Source organism: Bacillus cereus group sp. N21, from assembly GCF_016483395.1.
GTDB classification, from domain to species: Bacteria; Bacillota; Bacilli; order Bacillales; family Bacillaceae_G; genus Bacillus_A; species Bacillus_A pseudomycoides.
Genome location: NZ_JAEHBX010000028.1, coordinates 25,388 through 44,282, shown reverse-complemented (window position 1 = coordinate 44,282; position 18,895 = coordinate 25,388). Strand labels below are relative to the sequence as shown.

The following is an 18,895-nucleotide window of genomic DNA, read 5'->3' as shown; positions in this document are numbered from 1 at the left end:
ACTTCCTCTATTTAATTTTTTGAAAAGGATATATTTTCTTGTATATCATAATACATTATAGAAAAATGCTGAGAGGGGTGTATGTGATGGGTTTCCCGCCTCAACAACAAGGTAGACCTGGCATTGAATCATTAATGATACCCAGACCTATATTTGATAACCCCAATTACAAACCAGCCGGTAAGCTTATAAATAAGGTAGCACTTATAACTGGTGGAGATAGTGGAATTGGTAGAGCTGTCGCTGTAGCATTCGCGAAAGAGGGTGCAGACATAGCAATCTCATATTTAAATGAACACAGCGATGCAAAAGAAACGGCGTTCTATGTCAAAAAGTACGGCCGTAGTTGCATTACCATTCCAGGTGATATTGGGTATGAGCAGCATTGCCAACAAGCAGTAATGCAAACAATTCACCAATTTGGCCGTATTGACATTTTGGTGAATAATGCCGGTGTACTATACATAAGGAATAGTCTACTTGATGTAGATTCGAACCAACGAGCAAGTACCTTTCACACAAATGTTTTTTCTCAGTTTATTTTTACGAAAGCTGCTTTGCCATACATGAATTCAGGGAGCTCCATAATAAATACAACATCCCTTAGTGCCTATCATGGAGATCAAGATGCAATTGACTACGCGGCATCTAAAGGGGCTATTGTTTCATTTACACGTTCGCTGTCATCGTCACTGGCATCGCAAGGGATTCGAGTTAATGGTGTGGCCCCAGGACCAATTTGGACGCCATTAATTCCATCTTCCTTACCTCCAGAATGGCTTGCCACATTTGGAGACCATGTTCCTATGAAGCGAGCTGGTCAACCGTTTGAAGTGGCACCTGCTTATGTATTCTTGGCCTCCGATGATGCATCTTACATATCAGGGCAAATTCTGCACGTGAATGGTGGGGAAATTGTAAACGGCTAAATACTTACAAAACTAATATTAATTGTTATTGTTCTTTGTTTTAAGTTGGTTTGAGTCTAGTTTGAAGTATACAATTTAAACAGGAAGGAAGAAAAATTGAAAGAAATGGACAAGTAATTCAAGAATGGGGTCCAATTGATTATGGTTTCAAATCTCAATTGAGTAAAGTGGAAGTGGCAGCTAAATGAGGATGAGATAGAAGAAGCGGATACAAGTTTAGGAATTTACACGTACTTCTATACAATATTAAATAATGTAGATATTAAAAATAGGGGTTATTTATATTAAGGAGGATAAACATGCGGTTTTGTATGAAATTTGGCGATACGAATTTTATTGGGGTTGTAAATGCGGAGCGATACAAGTCATTTGTGGATGAGGATTGGGAATTTGAAATGTTGCTACAGCATTTTACTAATGAAATGAAAAACGGAAATATTTTAGTATTTCAGATGACTGAAGAAGGTATTGAGCACTCGTGGAATGTAGAAGTAAAAATTGGAGAAGAACCAATAAAGCAGGAGTGCTTCAGAAAAGCAGAAGGGTATATTAGAGTAACTGAGAACCAATTATATTTAGTTGATTATGACTGCCTTACAATGGCTGCATAATTTGAAGATGAGAAAGTACCTGATGAAAATTGCTCCAATTATAAAATTGATATCGAAAATGGAGTATATAAAGTGGAAGTCCTTCAATTTTATAATGTAGATAACGATGAATATGTTGGGACAAATGAGAAAGATATACTATTAAACTTTATGAAAGTACCTGTTTTCCAACAAACAGTAGATCGTGTCTTTTGGTGTAGTTTTTAACGAATGTTTTGGTTATGTTTTGCTAGGGAATGTATTTGTACTTCGGTATAAATAATCAGCAAAAAATAGAATAGTAGTATCCGATAGGAGAATGAATAGATGAAAAAAATAAACCATGAATTATTTGGTGAACTTATCTATGATGGATATTGGACTGGAAAACAAAAAATAGCTATTTTGGGTCATGACAAAATAGTTCCTTTAACTATTGATGGGGAAGAACATGATGTATTTTCTGCAATTCAAGAAGAAGCTTATAGCAAATTCATCGCTGATACAAATAGACTTATACAAGAAGCTGAACAAGCTATATTCGAATATTATCAAGAAGAATGTTTAGAGTATAGAGCTATGTTAGGTGATGAGTCTGCTGATGAAATAGTACCAATTATAACAACTAATCAACAATTAGGAAAGTTGGTTGATCCTATAGGACTTACTATTTTACCAGATTTCGAAGATGGAGTTAGAAGGCTAGGATTAATATTCAATTGTACATGGGAAGAGGACGGTATTGGTGTAAGATTTGAGAATGAAGAAGTTATTGAAGTTGGTTATCAAGATATTGTTATTTAAATTGTAGAACGAGAAAACTTACATATGAATAAAGTTTTGCAAGATAAGGGCGTTCACAGTAAGAGAACAGGTTTCTATACGATGGAGAGTATAATAAGGAGAGGCAATATGGAATATAAAGGAATGGCTTCGTTGTGGCTTGGAACAAGTCAATCATTTCAGCATCTTCAAGAATATGTTGATATGGAATATACAGAAGATGGAGATAGTATAGATTCAAAATTTGGAGTGAATTTCGGTTTTGGTTACTATGATGAAGATCAAATCGAAATTATGTTTTATGAGGAACCTAAAATACATATAGAAGAGATTTTACTGGATTTCTCTTATAGTGAGGTAATTATTCCGAGATTTAAAGATTTGATGAAAAAAGTAAATGTAGAGGACAGGATGAATTCTGCTATAGTGCTTTATGATTTTCAATACGATGCTGAGAAAGTAGAAGATACATATGAGGGTTTAGAATTTATATTTATTGGTGCTGTACCTTATAATTAATGATTTTTAGGTATTTAATGAAATATCAAAACATCAAGGAGGAAAAAATGAAAATACAAACGGAAAGTATTATTTATCCTCTCCCAGATGATACGTTGCTAGAAAGAATAGAGGGAAATCTGGAAGTTAAATTCCCTTCAGAATTTTGTATGTTTATTAAGAAAAATAATGGAGCGATTCCCATCACAAAGTATTTTGCACATAAAAACAATCGGTATGTAGTAGAGCATTTCCTATGTTTATTGGATAACCCAAGTGAAAATCCAAAAGGTATGTATGATATGAAAGTAGTGTTTAGTCAATTGGATGAACGAATTATTTCGGATGAGGATTTAACTGGTGCGGAGATAGTTCCTATTGCGGCTCTATATGCGGGAGATTTTGTTTGTATAGATTATCGGGAAAATCAAATGAGTCCAGAGATTTGTATTTGGTATCATGAGGATTCAGATGAATTTGAACCATTCACTGAAAAAATAGCGAATAATATAAATGAGTTTTTTGAAATGTTATCAGAATAAGTTGAAAAAACTGCAAGATAAAACGTATTTTATGTAAGAAGCTCGTATACATATTTTCTTGATAAAATTATATGATGAATTGGAATCCCTAGTGAACGGAATGTACCTAGGGGTTTCGTGTTTTTTAACAATAATATAACTATCAAACGTAAAAATATAAAATAGAAATATAGTACAATAAATGTAATGTAAAGTTTAATTGGAATAGAAAGAACAGTGGAGCGATTTTTGCAATTTGAAAGGTTGGAAGATATGAAAAGTAAAATGAACAGAGAGGAACTTATTGAACTTGTAAAAAAGATCTATAATCTTGATTTACCAGAAACAGAACATAGCGAATATGTGAATCAATTCAATAATAGCGGTGTTCCGCATCCGACACCTAGTGATTTAATATTTTGGAATGATATAGAATTAACACCTAAAGAAGTAGTAGAATTTGCATTAAGTTATAAGAAAGAAAAAGAATAACTTTAATAAGTAGATGAGAGAGTTTAGAAGGAGATTGTATTAGTATTTACATAGAGAAATGTTGTAAATAAGGAGAGGGTTCGATGGAAAGTTCAAAAGTTGTATTATGTATACCTGGTTTATGGAAGAATAGAAGTGAACTTATTGAGGCGATTGTAAGAAAAAGTGAGGGATATATGTTTGCTGGGAATTATATGAGTAAACTAGGGGACCCGAGTATTTTTTTTGAAGTTGATATATATGAACATGACGAGCGAGTAGTAGAAGCGTTTGAAATTGCTGGATACAATTCATTTACTGAGGAAGACCTTGATCCTATTAGAAAACATTCTTTAGCACTGTATTTAATTGGGGAAGGAGGTTCCATTGAAAAGATAAGGAAGTTAGTTGATGCTGCAAATGCACTTGTAAAAGCTGGAGGGCTGGGCGTGAAAGTTGAATCCTCAGGTACTGCAAATACAATTGAAAGCTGGAAGGATATGTATCATACAGATGATGAAGTCCAATTATTCAAAGCTTTTGTAACAGTAGTCGCAGAAGATGATTTTTACTATACGTGTGGTATGCATTGCTTTGGGCTGCCGGATGTAATTACTTTTAAAGATCAAGTAACCCCGCAATATGCTCAAGAATTAATGAACGTTTTTTGTCTGTATAATCTGATTGAAAAGCCTAGCTTAACGGACTATTCTACATTCAGCCTAGATGAAAATAACCCTCATTTTATATTGCAACATACGGAGTGTAAACATTTTTCAGAAGATGAATTGTTTTATAATCAGTATGGTATTTGGGCGTTAGTAAAAAAAGAGTAGTATAAAGTTTGTTGTGATAGGAATAGATGGTGCAGGAAATCCGATTTGTTGTAAATAACTAACTGTAAAAATGATGAGAGTTGATATGGATACTGGTGAATAAGAATGGAGTACTTCTAATTTAGGGGCATATTTACATAGGCAGTTACTGAAGAGGTATAAATCCATTTTTGATGATAGATTTGTAGGGGGAAAATTAAGTGAAGTAAAGTAAAGGGGAATATGCGTGTCTATTAAAAATGCAATGCAACAATACTTTAGGTTAAGAATAAAATTAGCGCACGAAGGTTTAGATTTTCTATTAAAAACACCAGTTCTTGAAGAAGTGAATCCTATTCTTTATGATGGGGAAATAGATGAGGAAGGTTATATTCTATGGAAACCAGTAGAAAAAAATATCGTACACGACTTTATTCATTTAGAACAAGAAATGGATATTCACTTTCATCAAACGGTTATTACGTACTTTAATTCCTATTGGTTTGCTGAATTAAATGGTTTTTATAAAAATTATTATATTGAATTAGAAGCGGTATTGCCGAATATTGAATTGCATTCATTTAAAGAACGGTTAAAGGGCTATAAGGGGAACCATCAAGAGAGATTAAAACATATCCCAATAGGTATTGAAGGTAATGGAATGTTAGTTGTGATTGACAATGAAAATGGGAAAGTGAAATTAGAAGATTTTGAGAGAAGTTCATTTGAAACAATTTCAGAAAATATACAAGAATTGATTTTGAATTTACGTTTGAAGAGGTGATAGTTAGTACAAGTTTAAAGGAACTCATTTCTCGATTAAGCTTCCAATGAATTAGTAGTGTTTTGTTGGCTTTATATCTGTTAATTGGTGTGTATTGTTATAGAAAGTAAAGGGGCGTATTTATATGACAATCCGGTTTTGTAAGGAAGCAGTTGCATACTTAAAACCAATAGTAAAAGAGGATCTTGAGGAAGAATGCTTTACTTTATCTGAAGAAAATAGTTTTGTCCATACATTTTTTAATGAAGATTTAATGATTACCTTTTTAGTTGAGGATCATCAAAACGATTATTTTCAATATGTTCAAAATAAGCATATATCAGAAGAAGGATTGGATGAGGAACAGTTAGTAGAAATCGGGATCAATAATCTTTATAAATTAGCAGATGAAAAAGAACTACGGGTTCACACGCTATCGGAAGGGTGTTTTGCTTTAATTCTTGACGGGAATTTCGAAGCTAGCTTAATTGTTCTAGACGACTTATGGGAGCACTCATTAAAAGAATTCGTATCAAATGGGTATGCAGTTGCGATACCAGCGAGAGATATTCTTGTTTTTTGTGATTGTAATGCTAGTAACGGGATTGAAAAAATGAGAGGAATAATAGAAAAGGTTTGGGAAGATGGAGATCATTTACTGATTGATAAAATTTTGGTGAGAAGTGAGGGGAAATGGAGTTATTCAGAGTGAAAATGAAGCACATAGGAGAAGGGTTATTTCATTTTTTAACTGAAGTAGAAAATGATCGATTAATAGATGGGTTTTCTATACAAGTTGGTTGGTCGATTTATTTTCTTGATAAAAGGGAAGATGGATTTCATATTACTGTACATGATTATACGAAGAATCCATTTGAAGATATGACAGATGATTTGACGATTTCATTATGGATACTATTAACACAAGTGAGTTTTTTAAAACCATTAACAATTGAAGGGGAATTGCTGCGATTTTGTGATAAAATTGTCGCTGCCAAAAATGTATTAAAGTTAGATGATATTTACTTAGAAAGAACAAAAGATTGTGAAAAAGGTGACTCCGGTTGGTATATAGGTCCTATTAATGATGAGGATGATACAGAAGAGTACGAAGCGTTTTATGCATATGAATTACTAAAATTGAAGCCTTCACTTATTCAAGTATTAACATTACCTTCTGGATTTCTTGTAATCTTTGAAAAAGATGTAGTGAAAGCAGTGGTAGATGAAAATAATGTGAACATTTTGGATAGGATTAACGATAAATAATCTGGTATAGAAAAAAGACCCAGCCATTTGTTAATGTTAGTATCTCAATAAAGTGTAAAAATCGAATCGTGTAGGATGAGCCTTATTACATATTGGAGCAATTACTTAGGGAGGAACATTTGTGGCTTATAAAGATAGTTTATTTCATGTTGTTAAGGATAAAATTATATTAACTATGTTTATTTTACTTACTGTTTTCCATATGATAAATTTTGCATTTTTCTTCTTTTTTGCAGTTACGGTAGCTTTGTTTTGGGCCGATCCGAATGCTGATATGAGTACAGAATATGCGCCAATAGTTATGCCGTATTTATATCCAGTTCTCATCGGTGGGATATGTATATTTTTAGCTTTTGTCAGCTGTTATTTCTATCAGAAGTACGCACCGAATTCTAAGTGGAAAAAGGTAGCTGTGGAAGTGCTTTTTCTGATTGTTGCATTTGTCATTCCAAGATTTTTTGGTGCATTTAAAATTCCTTTATTGGACATGCTTTCAAGATAAAGAGTTTACTATTGAGTATTCAAGAAACAAAAAGTCTCAGTAAATCGAAATTTACTGGGGCTTTTTGTTTATCGTTATCTTTTGAGTGAGACAGTTCACGATAAGAATGTAAAAAATAAATAGTATTCTACATATCAAAGATGGATGGTACATGACAACTCTCTTCAATCTGAAAGGTTTCTCTCCTAATATGAGCGAATAGATTGAAAAAGGAGGGAGTTTGTATGGAAGTTGTTGTGAAACAGCGGAAGAAAAGAGGTAAGGGGAAAAAAATTGTCATTTGGTTTGGTAGTATTCTTCTTTTTCTACTTGTTATCGCGGCAGTTTTTGTAAATGCATTCGTGATGAAGTCAATGCCAAAGGTAGAAGGGACGGTTCATGTCAGTGGATTGCAAAAATCGGTTCAAGTAACACGAGATGAAAGAGGGGTACCTCATATTAAAGCTGAGAATGAGCATGATTTATATTTTTCACAAGGATATGTTCAGGCGCAAGATCGGTTGTTTCAAATGGACTTAAGTAGAAGACAAGCATCTGGAACATTAGGAGAAGTGGTTGGGAAGGCGGCGCTAGATAAAGATAAATTGTTCCGAACCCTTGGGCTAAGGCGAGCAGCAGAAGCATCAGTAAGCCAATATACTGGCGAAGCAAAAGATGCATTGGAGTCGTTTGCTGATGGAGTAAATGCATTTATAAAGGAAGCAAAAAAGGACGGGAAACTACCAGTAGAGTTTCATTTACTAGGATACGAGCCTGCTGAATGGACTCCGGTTGATTCTTTAACGATTGGCAAGTATATGGCTTTTGACTTAGGTGGTCATTGGCATGGACAAGCATTTCGATTTTGGGCACTTCAACATCTTTCGAAAGAACAGGCCTATGAATTATTTCCAACTTATCCAACGGATGCTCCTAGACTATTAGCGCTGTTAAATAATCTGGATGTGAATGTGGCCAGTGGTTTTGCAAAAGCAATTATTCCACCAGAATCTAACGGGAGCAATAATTGGGTTGTAAGTGGAGAAAAAAGTGCATCAGGAATGCCTATATTAGCAGATGATCCCCATCTTTCTTTGGCGACACCATCGATATGGTATCAAACACATTTGGAGATGAAAGACATAAATGTGAGCGGAGTTATTTTTGCAGGGGTTCCAGGTGTTATGTTAGGGCATAACAAACAAATTGCTTGGGGTGTCACGAATACGGGTCCGGACGTACAAGATTTATATATAGAAAAAAGAAACCCGGATAATCCCAATGAGTTTTTGTATAACGATAAATGGGAAAAAGCTACGATTGTGAATGAACCTATAAAAGTGAAAGGTGAAAAAACAATTCCTTACGAAGTGACGATTACTAGACACGGTCCAGTCATTTCAGAATTTGCTTATAAAAATAAAGATGAGGCCGTTTTTGCGCTTAGATGGACGGCATTGGAACCTTCAGCGGAATTAAAGGCCGTATTAAATATGAACAAAGCAACAAATTGGACTGAATTTGAATCAGCGCTGGAAGATTTTCATACTCCTACTCAAAATTTCTTATTTGCATCAACAGATGGCACAATTGCTTATAAAGCAAACGGAAACATACCGATACGTAAAAAGGGAGATGGAATTTTACCTGTTCCTGGATGGACAGATGAATATGAATGGGAAGGCTACATTCCCTTTGATAAACTTCCAAAGGTGATAAACCCAGAACAAGGCTTTATATCAACAGCCAATAATAAAATAATAAATGATGATTATCCGTATCATATTAGTCATATTTGGGCGCAGCCGTATCGTCAAATGTGTATTCAAGAATTTTTACAGGAAAAGGATAAATTGACTACGAAGGATTTACAAACTTTGCAAATGGATCAAAAGAACCTTCAGGCAAGAGAGTTTGTTCCAGTGTTTGTGAAAGAACTGAATAAAGTAAACGTATCAGACGTGGAGAAACAAGGGTTAAAAGAGCTGAAAAATTGGGATTTTTACGATAATAAAGAGAAAGCTGCCCCGTTAATCTTTCATTTATGGATGAAAGAAATATCCAATACTTTATTTTCAAAGGAAATACCAAACGATGTAATGGGTTTATTTGAAGGTAAGCAACAAGTTGTGGATCAATTGATACGGAAGCAGATGAATGGGGAAAACAGTGTATGGTTTTCTAAACATGGAGGCTTCAAAGAAGTTTTACATACATCGTATTCAAAGGTAATGAAAAAGCTTGAAAAACAATATGGATCAGACGTAACGAAATGGAAGTGGGGAGAATACCATAAGCTTTCTTTTACGCATCCTATGTCCCAATCCTCTCAGTTACTTGGTTTTTTTTTCAATCGTGAAAAGGCTGTGCCAGTTGGGGGAAGTAATATTACAGTTCAAGCAGCAAGTTATGGAGATGATGGGATTGTGAATCACGGAGCATCTTGGCGATTTGTAATAGATACAAAGGATATGTCAAATGGTTATCATATTGTAGGACCAGGACAATCAGGACATTTTAAAAGTGACTGGTATCATGATCAAATAGAAGATTGGGTAAATGGAAACTATCATGCTACTACGCTTCGTACAGATCGAATTGACGGTAAAATATTAACTTTAAAACCACAATAAGATTTATCCTGGATTAACGGGAAATAAGACCCCACCTAAAGCTTCAGAGAGGAATGAGGAAGATAGGTGAGGGATAACTGCCCGTAAAAGCCTGATTGGTTCATCTAACCACCAGTGGGGGATGAAGAAAAAACTCACTGATGAAAGTTGTACTTTATAGGACTCTTACGTTTGTAAGAGTCTTTTTCTTATCATAAATAGCTTTCTTATAAAACGACAGTGTACCATAATTAAATTATGGAATGTTATAATTTAGGAAGAGAGTTTCATAGTTATATACAGAGGTGAGTACATGAGCAATTGTTATTTTGAATTTGTAATACATAAAGAGTCTTGTTTTTATAGACTAAGAAAATTTTTTACAATCTTAAAGAAGAGAAAGAAAAAGAGATGATAGATTGTAGTGATTCTATGTGGCTAGATTATTTTGAAGAAGATGTATTGAAACAGTTCTGGTGGCCGACTGAAGAAGAATTACGTAACTATCAGATGTTATGGGAACAAACTCCCATAGAAAAACGTTTAACAGATCCTGAGCTTACGACCCCATGGGATTTTGAATCTATGATTGATGCATTTGCTTGTGGAGAATATGAATTAGTCTCTTGTGAAAAGGTATCGAACAATATTGGAAGAATTGAATTTTATCCCTATGCATGGCCATACGGTGGAAACGATGTGTTTAGAGCGTTGATTGAGTATAGTGGATTCAAAATTATTGATGAGAGCGTATAGAATTTACCATAGTTAAAGGTATAGTGATAGATTTTCTTATTGTAACTATGCATTTAGTTTTGAAAAATCAAATAAACACGGAAATACGTATAAAATTGTAGATAGTTTTCATTTAGTTATACAAGGTTGAAAGAATCCAAGTTACATAACAATCAATGAAATATATGGAATAGAATAAATCATAAAAAGAAGCCACAGAAAGGGTGAGGGAATATGTCCAATTACGTAAAGTCAGAATTTATCAAACATGCAGGCGGCTGTATCGTATCGAAAAATATTTTAGATGGAAATGGAAAATTGAAATGGTTGGTTAGAGATGAATCTGTAAATAGTGTTGATAATGGATGGAGATTTTTTTCGGATATTGATGATGACGATTACGTAAACGATCCGAATAATTTAGTAGTATGCGATTTTAATACAGTAGCCCAAATTGAACCTGCTATTCTAGCGGTTTATTCCTTTCCGGTTGGAAGTGACATACAATTAGTTGTAGAGAATGGGAAATGTTATTTTATTGATAATATAACAGAAGAAGTTATCGAGTTTTTGTACCATTAAAATAGCATACTCTAAAGAGGAGTAATAACTTGTAGCCAGATAGATTCTGTACAAAGAGAGAATGGATATTATGCTACACGAAGTTGTACTGAACTTATTAGTGAATTGTATTAAGTAGGGAATAGATAATGGTTTGGGAGAAGTGAAAATGAAAAGAGAAATGGAGCAGTATTTTCATAAATTATTTAAGGAATGGAAAAACTATAATCATTCATTACCAAAATCCGTATGGATAGAAGAAGCAGATTCTTTTATATATGTAGGGGAACCAGATACAGAGGAATATATTTTTTGGAAGCCTATAGAAAAAGATTTATTTCATGACTTTTCTGATATAGAAAAGAAATTAGCAGTACAATTACATCATTCGATTAAAGAATATTATAATTCCTACTGGTTTTTAGATTTAGCAGGTAGTTATTTAGAGTATAACATAGAGCTAAATCCCGTTATACCAGGAATTGAACTTCGAGATTTCTATATCTTTTTACAAGGTTATAAAAAAGCGCACCATAATGAGTTGGAAAATATTCCTATAGGTATGGAATGTAACGGGCTTTTGGTAGTTGTAGATAATGAAAATGGACAAGTGAAGATAGAAGATTATGAAAAGGGGACTTTTGAAGTTATTAGTAATAGTTTAGCAGAACTCATTTCAATGCTCTAATGAAAGTATATATTATATAGGATTCAATTCGAAATATAAGTTAAGAGGTAATGGATATGAGTAAATCAGTATTAGAAAAAATAGAATTAGTCAAAGATATTTTAGGTGATGATCCATTTAGTTTGGTTATTGGTGAAATTGTGGAAGAAGAAAACCAAATAGATGAAAAATTAGAAGATCATATTTTAAAAGATTATTATTTTATTGCAGGAAAATACAATATATTGAATGGTGGAGTAATTACTGTATACGGCCATCAAAAACTTGAAAGTATTCAGTTTTATGTGGAAGATATGCCAGATGGTGCTGATAAATGGATTTGTATAGGAACAGTAGAAAATTATCCATTATTTATAAATAAAATTGATGGTGAAGTATCTTGTTTGTTTGGAGATTTAATTGATCAAAATTTTGTTATTGAATCCTACGGTGATTTTAGCAGTTTTTTAGAAAATTATTTTTTAGGAAGCAAATATATTGATATTGGGCTGTCTTTTGCTGAAGCGGGTGGAATAATGAATCCCATTGGAAGTAAAGATGACGAATGGTATAAACTGTTAGAATTGAATAGATTAGTTTAAAGGTATTTAGTGGTGAAAACCTTTTTACTTTAGAGAAGTAGAAATGAAAGGGGACGGCTATATGGAACCAAAACTTGCATTTTTAAGAAAATATAAAAGAAATGTAAAGCTTCAATCAATAGATAAAATAGATAATAAGGTCATACCTAGTATTTGGTATGAAATTTTTAAAGAACACGATAGCAACAAGAGAATAAAAATGGTTTTAGAGATTTGGAGAACATACGTAGGGAAAGAATTAAGAAACACAATCTCATATTTGGAAGAGCACCTTTTCAATGTGGAGTTAATAGAAAATAACGGCATGTATTCGATGTTATATATACTGGAGACGTCGGATGGTGAAATAGTGTATTATGAAGCAGGAAATCCTATGGATACATTTCATAATAAAGTGCTAGAAGTTTCATGGGATAGAATTCCCATTTCAGTTCGAAAGTTTTATGAAAAAGTTCATAATGGTTTTTATTATTATGCGAGCGGTGCTATGGGATTAGTGCCTTTTGAATGTGTTACTTATTTTGATGATGATGAGTGGGGAATTATTGAAGAATTAGAGGAGAACTTACAAATTGATTTGAAAACAACTTTTGGATTTTTTAAAAGTGGAGCGGGCGGTTATGTAGCTATTGATTATAACAATTGCAAATATGATAAAGCTACATTATGGTTTGCAAACAATCAGCCAAAATATAATGTTGATTTTTGGGATGTAGTAGATGAATGGATTGTGATTGGTTTTGAAGCGTAGTATGTAGAGGGTTTAAGAATTACTTTTGTGTACTGAGAAACTATATATGAATGGAGTTTGTATGTATGGAAAAAGAAGGTGTGGTCTCATTATGGCTAGGAAATATGGAATCTCAAGATTTTTTAGAGGATTATTTCAGTATAAAATATACAGATGATGGTGATTCCATACCATCACCATTTATAAAGGATTTTCATATTTGTATGTATGATATTGATGAGGACTTTATTGAAAAAGAATTTTATTTAAAGCGAAGTGATCATCTAGAAACTTTACTAGCAGGATGTTCTTATGAAGAAGTTGTGATACCGCAGATGAAAAGATTTACTTCGAATATATTAGAGATGAAGTACAACACGATTATTATGATCTATAACTATGAATACAGTGGTGAAATAACAAATAAAAACGAAGATTTTTATACAATGAAGTACATAGGGGCAGTTCCATATAAATAATACAATAAAAATAGAAAAAAGAGGATGAGAACATGGAAGTTAGAGAAATACATTCATTTAATCTACATTCAGAAAAAGAATTTTCTGAAATTCAAGATAAATTGATACATAGAATTGAATTGAAAAATAACTTTCATCTAGAAGATGTAAGTTTAATAGCTGGAGTAGATTTAGCTTATTGGGAAAAAGATGATAAGCACTATGGAACTTGCTGTATTGTTGTTATTGATTATCATACGAAGAAGGAAGTGGAGAAGGTCTATAGTTATGGGGAGGTAACGGTACCGTATATACCAGGTTTTTTAGCATTCCGTGAGTTACCTTTAGTAATAGAGGCAACTAAAAAGCTTACTTCTAATCCAGATATATTCATGTTCGATGGAAATGGCTATTTACACTATAAACATATGGGGATTGCGACACATGCTTCTTTTTTCTTACAAAAACCTACAATCGGTGTAGCGAAAAGTTATCTTAAGATTAAAGATGTTGATTTTATAGTGCCAAAGAATAAGGAGTTTGCTTTTAGTGATATTATGATCGATGACGAGGTATATGGAAGAGTTTTAAGAACGAAGGAGAATGTAAAACCTATTTTTGTTTCTTGTGGAAATAATATCGATTTAGATACGAGTATTCAAATTGTGTCGAATTTAATCGGGAAAGAAAGTAGATTACCAATTCCAGTGAGGTTGGCAGATTTAGAAACGCATAAGGTGAGAAGAGACAAGAGGGAAAATGATAGATGATAGGTCTATGTAAAAAGGGATAGGAGGATGGTCCCTTTTTTTGTTGTATTCGACGAAATACGACAACGCATAAAAACTTTATTTGCTATGATGTTTTTTGGAATATTTCATTTTTATAATAATGAGTTGTATTAGCTATTCTTTATGGTGTTTTTGGAGAGATTCACTCTACAAACACCATGACAACATTAGTTAGAATCAAAGTGTTTATTTAGAGGGGAATGGATAAGAAGATGGATGAAATGGAGAAATATCGCAAAAAAATTAAGGTGATTTCTTTTGATAGAGAACAAAATAGAATGGTGGAAGTTGAAGAAAGTAAAATGACTTTCGCCGATGTTGGCGGAATGGAAGAGATTAAGAAGAAAATTAATATGGATTTTATTATGCCAATTAAAAATCCTGAATACTTTCAAGCGTTTGGTAAGAAAACAGGTGGAAGCTTATTATTTTATGGACCGCCTGGTTGCGGGAAGACATTTTTAGCACGTGCGGTAGCTGGGGAAATTGATGCGAATTTTATTCATTTGGAACTGCAAGCTATACTTTCTATGTGGACGGGTGAGTCTGAGAAAAATTTACATGAGATTTTTGAGGAAGCACGGAGAACAAAGCCATGTATTTTGTTTATTGATGAATTAGATGCATTTGGAGGGAATAGACAAAAAATGGGTTCCCATCATCAGCGGACACTAGTAAATCAATTGCTAGTAGAAATGGATGGAAGTAATTCTTTTAATGAAGGAGTTTATATTATTGGTGCAACAAATACACCATGGTATATTGACCCTGCATTACGCCGTCCAGGACGCTTTAATTCTCTTGTTTTTGTTGCACCGCCGACTTATGAGGAACGATTAACAATACTGGATTTGAAAACAAAAGATAAGCCGAAAACAGAATTACAGCTTGATTTGGTCGCAAAGTATGCAGAGCATTTTTCGGGTGCCGATTTAACATATTTAGTTGAGGATGCGATTAATCAAGCGATTCAGCGTTCATTTGAAACAGGGCAATTACAACCTCTTTCAAATGAAGACTTGCTAGAAGCGATGAAAAAACGTCAGCCAACGACTTTAGATTGGTTTTCAACAGCAAAAAATTATGCGACATTTAGCGATGTGAATAAGGATTTTGATAAAGTGCTAGATTATATGAAAGAACACAGATTGAAATAGCAGGTAAGAAGCAGGGGATGAGGGAATGGAAGACAATTTTAGAAGGGTTTATTATTTGCTGAAACTTGGTGATGTTGAGCGTGCCAAAGAAGAAGCGGAACTTATGGTTAGGGAAGATCCAGAAGATGTTTATGGATATCTCAGCTTAAGCTATGTATATTTCTATGGGCTTCATGAAAGTGATATTGCAAGTGAATATATAGAAGAAGCGCTTAAATTAGATCACTTAAATGAATTTGTTCTTTTAGCAGGATTAGATATTTTTACTGCGCAAAGTAATTTTACAAGATTAAGAGAAATAGCGGAAATTGGTATAAGAAACTACCCTGAAGAGGGACCATATTATTTCTATATGAGCGAAGCTGTCGTGCATCTTGAAGGAATGAAGAATGTACTTGTTTACCTAGAAAAGGCGATGGAATTAGACCCTGAAAATGAAACGTATGTAGGTAGATATGCTTATATCCTTTTGAAACATTTCCCAAAACGAAAAGAAGAGGGATTAAAGGCTGAAAAGCGTGCTTTAGAATTAAATCCAGAAAATATAACGAATCTTTTCTGTTTTGCAAGTATAGCGAAGGAGAAGAGGAATTTTAAAAAAGCAAGAATGCTAGCTGAAACTGCGATGAAACTAGATCCAAATGATGAAGACGTTAGAGGGATTTATAAAGATACAATTGTAACGAAAAATAAATTTTGTGCTTTTACTATGGGATTTTCACAAATTTTAGTACGAGCTTTTTCTAAATTTTGCTCGTTATTTGGATTTGTATATGATCTAAATCGGTATGTGTATACTTTTTTAATCGTATTAAGTTTTATTGGATGGCTTATTCTTCCTATATATGTGATAGGAGGGTATGCAGGTATTATCTATTTTGTTGTTCTTGTGATGTGTCTTGTTTCTTCTATCATTAAAGGGAAGATATATAAAGAAGCTGGACTAAGTATGCCTTCGGATTGGAGAACGAATCTGCGCCAGAATCAATCTATTAGAGATCGAGAAATCTCTAAAATGACACGTGAAGTTGGGAAAGTAGAGCCTGTAAATGTATCGACACAAAAGCTGTCACCAGAAGAGATTGAGTCGCAATTAGCAAGTTTTTGGGGAAAAGAAGCCATGTTTGAAAAACAACAAGTCGCAGAGGTAGCGCCCACGGTTGCTCGATCACAATTATCGTCTGAAGAACATAAACAAATTCAATCGTATTCAGATATTAAATCTCCACGGTATAATAAATGGGGAATCTGTCTAGTCATTATTTTCTCGTTTACTCTTATTTATCGTGCTGAAAAATTATACAACCTGTATCAGAGGGAAACCGGAAATACAACGCCACATATCAGCCAAGAAACAAAACAATCGATTGTTGAATATCAGGATAGAGCGCTCGAAGAACAAAAAGAAAAATTCAATAAGTATACGGTGGAATCTATTTTATATTCATTAAAAAGAAGTGATTTTAGTGAGAAATCCCTTCAGCAATTTGTTGAAGAAGGTTATGTTCCAGTTGTGATGGGAAAGGTTGGCCAACCTAGTGTCGAGAAATTAAAAAATGCACATCCAACTAAATTTTATAAAGAAGGAACAATTACATATGTATTATTGCAAGATGAGGAGGGCTCGTTTCTTTTAGAAATCCGAGCAACAAAAATAAGTCACATTTACGGTGAAAGTTGGGATAATAGTGAGCGAGAGATGCAGAGATATCATGAGTTAATTACGAAAATTGATACACAAGGTATTGCAGTAGGAACAAAATAAAATCATATAGGTTACATTGTTTGCTTTTATATAACAAGTAAGGGGGACAAATGTCCTCCTTTTAGTTTTTGCTGAATGCTGAGGAAGGGATATTACTGCTCGTTAATGTGTGATAAATTTAATTAAAAAATAAGAAAGTTTTTTGATTTGTTACATATATTTTAGTGAAAGGCCTTTCACCATTTTATCACCTAGGGGGCAATCATAATGAAGTTTTTGTCTTACCTTACAGTAATTCTGGTGATTCTTGGCGGTTTGAATTGGTTGTTTGTTGCGCTGGATTATAATGTAGTTGAGAAATGGTTTGGTTCTACACCAGCTCTTGTTGATACCATTTATTGGCTTTTTGGTCTTTCTGCTCTTTATCAAATTTATGATCGGTTCTTTACGGACAATTAGCTCTTATAAATTTATGAATGGAGTGTTAAGCGAGATAAAATGCTTAACACTTTTTTGTATGTTTATAAAAGTAAATGCATCTGCAAACGGTTCCATTGCGTCTTGCACCCTAATAAAGCAAAACAAATTGACCGTATATTTTATATAGGTTATAATTCAGAAAGTTTAAAAATTAATGAATATAGAAACAGGGAGGTCATACAGTTGATGGAGAGAGTTTACAATTTTTCGGCAGGACCATCTATACTCCCTTTGCCAGTTTTAGAAACAGTGCAAAGGGAGCTTTTGAATTATAACCGGACAGGCATGTCTGTTATTGAAATGAGTCACCGGTCTTCAGAGTTTCAAAATATTATAGATGAAGCAAGTAGCTTGCTTCGTGAATTGATGCACATTCCTGAGAATTACGACGTGCTATTTTTACAGGGAGGGGCATCGTTACAGTTTTCAATGGTTCCATTAAATTTAATGAATGAACATAAAAGAGCTGGATATGTCCTTACAGGGTCATGGTCTAAGAAAGCCTTACAGGAGGCTAAGAAAACTGGAGAAGTAGAAGTTATTGCTTCATCGGAAGAAAATCATTTTTCAACGATTCCACATGTTGATGTTTCAATGATTCCGAAAGAACTAGATTATGTACATATAACAACGAATAATACGATTGAAGGAACGAAATATATTCAATTGCCGAAATTAGAGAATATTCCACTTATTGCTGATATGTCTTCAAATATTTTATCTGAAGAATACGATATAGAGAAATTTGGTTTCATTTATGCAGGAGCACAAAAGAATTTAGGACCAGCAGGACTAACAATTGCAATTATTAGAAAAGACTTAATTGGTAAAGCGGATACTTCTTGTCCGACAATGTTAAACTATGAAACTTACAGTAAAAATAATTCCTTATATAATACACCACCATCCTTTAGTATTTATGTGACGAAGCTAGTATTAGAATGGTTAAAGGAGCAGGGCGGCGTATCCGCGATTGAAGAACAAAATAGAAAAAAAGCAGCTCTTCTATACGATTTCTTAGATGAATCAAAATTATTTACTTCACCGGTTGATCCTGCATATCGTTCGCTTATGAATATTCCATTTACAACACCATCCAATGATTTAAATGAGCAATTTTTACAAAAAGCTAAAACACTGGGGCTTGTTACATTAAAAGGCCATCGTTCAGTTGGTGGCATGCGAGCGAGTATTTATAATGCAATGCCGGTAGAAGGTGTTCAACAATTAGTAGATTACATGAAGGATTTTGAGCTAGAGAATAGATAGGGAGATGG

General features: G+C 33.6%; 22 protein-coding genes and 1 pseudogene. All 23 read left to right on the top strand.

Features of this window, described 5'->3' with window-relative positions; all coding sequences use genetic code 11:
* Positions 1 to 86 precede the first annotated feature (86 nt).
* A complete protein-coding gene (locus tag JDS96_RS16625) occupies positions 87 to 929 on the top strand; it encodes an SDR family oxidoreductase (RefSeq protein ID WP_098160457.1) in 843 nt (280 codons plus the stop codon).
* A 311-nt stretch (positions 930 to 1,240) separates the two neighbouring features.
* A pseudogene (locus JDS96_RS33055) lies at positions 1,241 to 1,747 on the top strand (hypothetical protein).
* A gap of 99 nt (positions 1,748 to 1,846) precedes the next feature.
* The gene (locus tag JDS96_RS16615; protein ID WP_199667463.1) at positions 1,847 to 2,323 is read left to right on the top strand and encodes a DUF6985 domain-containing protein; all 477 of its coding nucleotides are present in this window, start codon (positions 1,847 to 1,849) and stop codon (positions 2,321 to 2,323) included.
* A gap of 108 nt (positions 2,324 to 2,431) precedes the next feature.
* Positions 2,432 to 2,821, top strand: coding sequence for an immunity 22 family protein (locus JDS96_RS16610; protein WP_033796248.1), 390 nt, complete (start codon positions 2,432 to 2,434; stop codon positions 2,819 to 2,821).
* A gap of 47 nt (positions 2,822 to 2,868) precedes the next feature.
* Positions 2,869 to 3,342: an SMI1/KNR4 family protein gene (locus JDS96_RS16605; protein ID WP_199667461.1), complete on the top strand. Its 474-nt coding sequence runs from the start codon at positions 2,869 to 2,871 to the stop codon at positions 3,340 to 3,342.
* A gap of 252 nt (positions 3,343 to 3,594) precedes the next feature.
* Entirely contained in the window at positions 3,595 to 3,813 is a 219-nt protein-coding gene (locus JDS96_RS16600; protein WP_199667459.1) for a bacteriocin immunity protein, read from the top strand.
* 83 nt (positions 3,814 to 3,896) lie between these two features.
* Complete coding sequence (locus JDS96_RS16595) at positions 3,897 to 4,628, top strand: DUF4261 domain-containing protein (protein WP_199667457.1); 732 nt, start codon at positions 3,897 to 3,899, stop codon at positions 4,626 to 4,628.
* Between the two features lie 226 nt (positions 4,629 to 4,854).
* Positions 4,855 to 5,391, top strand: coding sequence for a SecY-interacting protein Syd (locus JDS96_RS16590; protein WP_097795564.1), 537 nt, complete (start codon positions 4,855 to 4,857; stop codon positions 5,389 to 5,391).
* 124 nt (positions 5,392 to 5,515) lie between these two features.
* Positions 5,516 to 6,082 (top strand): DUF1444 family protein, encoded by a 567-nt coding sequence (locus JDS96_RS16585; RefSeq protein WP_006095425.1) that lies wholly within the window; start codon positions 5,516 to 5,518, stop codon positions 6,080 to 6,082.
* 2 nt (positions 6,083 to 6,084) lie between these two features.
* Positions 6,085 to 6,639 carry an immunity protein Imm33 domain-containing protein gene (locus JDS96_RS16580; protein ID WP_374221003.1) on the top strand — a complete coding sequence of 185 codons (555 nt, stop codon included), beginning with the start codon at positions 6,085 to 6,087 and terminating at the stop codon, positions 6,637 to 6,639.
* A gap of 121 nt (positions 6,640 to 6,760) precedes the next feature.
* Positions 6,761 to 7,141, top strand: coding sequence for a hypothetical protein (locus JDS96_RS16575; RefSeq protein ID WP_199667453.1), 381 nt, complete (start codon positions 6,761 to 6,763; stop codon positions 7,139 to 7,141).
* A 224-nt stretch (positions 7,142 to 7,365) separates the two neighbouring features.
* Complete coding sequence (locus tag JDS96_RS16570) at positions 7,366 to 9,753, top strand: penicillin acylase family protein (RefSeq protein ID WP_199667451.1); 2,388 nt, start codon at positions 7,366 to 7,368, stop codon at positions 9,751 to 9,753.
* A gap of 390 nt (positions 9,754 to 10,143) precedes the next feature.
* Positions 10,144 to 10,488, top strand: coding sequence for a hypothetical protein (locus JDS96_RS16565; protein WP_242479922.1), 345 nt, complete (start codon positions 10,144 to 10,146; stop codon positions 10,486 to 10,488).
* Between the two features lie 213 nt (positions 10,489 to 10,701).
* Entirely contained in the window at positions 10,702 to 11,049 is a 348-nt protein-coding gene (locus JDS96_RS16560; protein WP_199667449.1) for a DUF2185 domain-containing protein, read from the top strand.
* 148 nt (positions 11,050 to 11,197) lie between these two features.
* Positions 11,198 to 11,716 carry a SecY-interacting protein Syd gene (locus JDS96_RS16555; protein WP_199667447.1) on the top strand — a complete coding sequence of 173 codons (519 nt, stop codon included), beginning with the start codon at positions 11,198 to 11,200 and terminating at the stop codon, positions 11,714 to 11,716.
* A 56-nt stretch (positions 11,717 to 11,772) separates the two neighbouring features.
* The gene (locus tag JDS96_RS16550; RefSeq protein WP_199667445.1) at positions 11,773 to 12,297 is read left to right on the top strand and encodes a hypothetical protein; all 525 of its coding nucleotides are present in this window, start codon (positions 11,773 to 11,775) and stop codon (positions 12,295 to 12,297) included.
* Between the two features lie 61 nt (positions 12,298 to 12,358).
* The gene (locus JDS96_RS16545; protein WP_199667443.1) at positions 12,359 to 13,048 is read left to right on the top strand and encodes an SMI1/KNR4 family protein; all 690 of its coding nucleotides are present in this window, start codon (positions 12,359 to 12,361) and stop codon (positions 13,046 to 13,048) included.
* Between the two features lie 65 nt (positions 13,049 to 13,113).
* Positions 13,114 to 13,506 (top strand): immunity 22 family protein, encoded by a 393-nt coding sequence (locus JDS96_RS16540; protein ID WP_199667441.1) that lies wholly within the window; start codon positions 13,114 to 13,116, stop codon positions 13,504 to 13,506.
* A 32-nt stretch (positions 13,507 to 13,538) separates the two neighbouring features.
* Positions 13,539 to 14,255, top strand: a complete 717-nt coding sequence (locus JDS96_RS16535) for an endonuclease V (protein ID WP_199667439.1) — start codon at positions 13,539 to 13,541, stop codon at positions 14,253 to 14,255.
* 233 nt (positions 14,256 to 14,488) lie between these two features.
* Complete coding sequence (locus JDS96_RS16530; RefSeq protein ID WP_033796253.1) at positions 14,489 to 15,433, top strand: ATP-binding protein; 945 nt, start codon at positions 14,489 to 14,491, stop codon at positions 15,431 to 15,433.
* Positions 15,434 to 15,458: 25 nt separating this feature from the next.
* Complete coding sequence (locus JDS96_RS16525; protein ID WP_199667437.1) at positions 15,459 to 17,198, top strand: tetratricopeptide repeat protein; 1,740 nt, start codon at positions 15,459 to 15,461, stop codon at positions 17,196 to 17,198.
* A 207-nt stretch (positions 17,199 to 17,405) separates the two neighbouring features.
* The gene (locus tag JDS96_RS16520; RefSeq protein ID WP_016115354.1) at positions 17,406 to 17,597 is read left to right on the top strand and encodes a DUF378 domain-containing protein; all 192 of its coding nucleotides are present in this window, start codon (positions 17,406 to 17,408) and stop codon (positions 17,595 to 17,597) included.
* Positions 17,598 to 17,804: 207 nt separating this feature from the next.
* Positions 17,805 to 18,887 carry a 3-phosphoserine/phosphohydroxythreonine transaminase gene (serC, locus tag JDS96_RS16515; RefSeq protein WP_199667435.1) on the top strand — a complete coding sequence of 361 codons (1,083 nt, stop codon included), beginning with the start codon at positions 17,805 to 17,807 and terminating at the stop codon, positions 18,885 to 18,887.
* Positions 18,888 to 18,895: the final 8 nt, after the last annotated feature.

Coding starts and splice junctions, on each gene's coding strand:
- JDS96_RS16625 (WP_098160457.1), top strand. CDS start 87: ATGGGTTTCCCGCCTCAACAACAAGGTAGACCTGGCATTGAATCATTA.
- JDS96_RS16615 (WP_199667463.1), top strand. CDS start 1,847: ATGAAAAAAATAAACCATGAATTATTTGGTGAACTTATCTATGATGGA.
- JDS96_RS16610 (WP_033796248.1), top strand. CDS start 2,432: ATGGAATATAAAGGAATGGCTTCGTTGTGGCTTGGAACAAGTCAATCA.
- JDS96_RS16605 (WP_199667461.1), top strand. CDS start 2,869: ATGAAAATACAAACGGAAAGTATTATTTATCCTCTCCCAGATGATACG.
- JDS96_RS16600 (WP_199667459.1), top strand. CDS start 3,595: ATGAAAAGTAAAATGAACAGAGAGGAACTTATTGAACTTGTAAAAAAG.
- JDS96_RS16595 (WP_199667457.1), top strand. CDS start 3,897: ATGGAAAGTTCAAAAGTTGTATTATGTATACCTGGTTTATGGAAGAAT.
- JDS96_RS16585 (WP_006095425.1), top strand. CDS start 5,516: ATGACAATCCGGTTTTGTAAGGAAGCAGTTGCATACTTAAAACCAATA.
- JDS96_RS16580 (WP_374221003.1), top strand. CDS start 6,085: ATGAAGCACATAGGAGAAGGGTTATTTCATTTTTTAACTGAAGTAGAA.
- JDS96_RS16570 (WP_199667451.1), top strand. CDS start 7,366: ATGGAAGTTGTTGTGAAACAGCGGAAGAAAAGAGGTAAGGGGAAAAAA.
- JDS96_RS16565 (WP_242479922.1), top strand. CDS start 10,144: ATGATAGATTGTAGTGATTCTATGTGGCTAGATTATTTTGAAGAAGAT.
- JDS96_RS16560 (WP_199667449.1), top strand. CDS start 10,702: ATGTCCAATTACGTAAAGTCAGAATTTATCAAACATGCAGGCGGCTGT.
- JDS96_RS16555 (WP_199667447.1), top strand. CDS start 11,198: ATGAAAAGAGAAATGGAGCAGTATTTTCATAAATTATTTAAGGAATGG.
- JDS96_RS16550 (WP_199667445.1), top strand. CDS start 11,773: ATGAGTAAATCAGTATTAGAAAAAATAGAATTAGTCAAAGATATTTTA.
- JDS96_RS16545 (WP_199667443.1), top strand. CDS start 12,359: ATGGAACCAAAACTTGCATTTTTAAGAAAATATAAAAGAAATGTAAAG.
- JDS96_RS16540 (WP_199667441.1), top strand. CDS start 13,114: ATGGAAAAAGAAGGTGTGGTCTCATTATGGCTAGGAAATATGGAATCT.
- JDS96_RS16535 (WP_199667439.1), top strand. CDS start 13,539: ATGGAAGTTAGAGAAATACATTCATTTAATCTACATTCAGAAAAAGAA.
- JDS96_RS16530 (WP_033796253.1), top strand. CDS start 14,489: ATGGATGAAATGGAGAAATATCGCAAAAAAATTAAGGTGATTTCTTTT.
- JDS96_RS16525 (WP_199667437.1), top strand. CDS start 15,459: ATGGAAGACAATTTTAGAAGGGTTTATTATTTGCTGAAACTTGGTGAT.
- JDS96_RS16520 (WP_016115354.1), top strand. CDS start 17,406: ATGAAGTTTTTGTCTTACCTTACAGTAATTCTGGTGATTCTTGGCGGT.
- serC (WP_199667435.1), top strand. CDS start 17,805: ATGGAGAGAGTTTACAATTTTTCGGCAGGACCATCTATACTCCCTTTG.